This is a genomic window from Gemelliphila asaccharolytica, assembly GCF_001553005.1.
GTDB classification, from domain to species: Bacteria; Bacillota; Bacilli; order Staphylococcales; family Gemellaceae; genus Gemelliphila; species Gemelliphila asaccharolytica.
In genome coordinates, this window is sequence record NZ_KQ959890.1 from 1 (window position 1) to 1,318 (window position 1,318).

Here is a 1,318-nt window from a genome sequence, read left to right on the forward strand (position 1 = left end):
TTCTTCTATTTCTTTTAGAGCTTTTTCTTTCTCTTTAGCTAATCCGTCTTCTTTTCCTTTTTCTGCTTTTGCTTGTTCTAATATTTTATCAATTTCGTCTTCCTCTATTGTTTTGTCTATTTGATTTTTATATTCTTGTTTTTTATTTTCATCTATATTTTTTAGGTCTTGTATTTCTTTTTTTGCTTGACCTACCTTTTCATTAAGTTTTTGAATTTTTTTATAGTGTTCTTCAGAATGTTTCCCGGTATATTCTCTAAGTAAATCTTTTTGATCCTTACTTAAATTAGTTGCTTTTGATAATTCTTTTGCTATTGGTAATGAAAAATCTTTTATCGATTTTATTCCCGATATTGTTTCTGCTTTTTGTATTTTGTCTAACAATATTCCTCTTTCATTAGAATCTAAATCTTTATCGTTTTCTATTTCTTTTATTGATTCTTCCTTAGTTGTTTTTAATATTTCCGCATCTTTAGTTTGAGCTTCTCTTATTATTTCATCTATTGCTTCTTTACTTGAAGCTCCTTCTATTCTGCTTTTATATTCTCCTTTTTCTTTACTACCTAAATTTTTTAAATTTTTCAACTGTTTTTTTGCATTATCTTTTGTTTGAGCTTCTGTTATTATTGTTTTTATTTCATTAATACTTGAAGCTCCTTCTATTCTGCTTCTATATTCTCCTTTTTCTTTACTACTTAAATTTTTTAATTTGCTCAACTGTTTTTTTGCATTTTTTTGTTCTTTTTTTAAATCTTCTGGAGAAGTTGCTCTTGGTTGATTTTGCGGAGGAAGAAGAGCACTCCTATCTTCTTTTGATGTTTGTGCTAAGGCTTTATCTAATGGTTGACATACTCCTCCTACGCTAAGTGCCAACGCTCCAACAAGTCCTACTGCTAAAATTTTATTTATCTTCATAATTTCCTCCTATTAAAAAATTTTTTGTTCTATTAATATATAATACATCTTAATTCTACAATATTTCACTATATATATCAACATTACCATATAATTATTTTAATATCTATATTAATATTTTTTCTTGACAATATTTAAAATTATTTGCATAAAAAAACTTATTTAATAAGTTTATTAAATAAGTTTTGAGTCGTTTTTTTATAATACTAATAAAAAAAATTTTAAAATTATTTTTTGGTTGTTTGATGATGACATTTTAAAAAAAAGAGAAGCAATTTTTTCCTGCTCCTCTTTTTATTTAGTTTATTTTACCCATGCTCCGCTACCATCTACCATGTATCCGTCTGGTGTTGTTGTGTTTGTTAGCATGCTTCCGTTTGAAGCTACATAGTATGTTCCGTCT

At 26.3% G+C, this 1,318-nt stretch carries 2 protein-coding genes; both read right to left on the reverse strand.

What is annotated here, in order from left to right:
* Positions 1-915, reverse strand: a 915-nt coding sequence (locus HMPREF1871_RS04125; protein WP_157058063.1) for a GA module-containing protein, incomplete at its 3' end; no start/stop codon positions are given.
* 303 nt (positions 916-1,218) lie between these two features.
* On the reverse strand, positions 1,219-1,318 hold a 100-nt coding region (locus HMPREF1871_RS06500), incomplete at its 5' end, for a hypothetical protein (protein ID WP_456236246.1).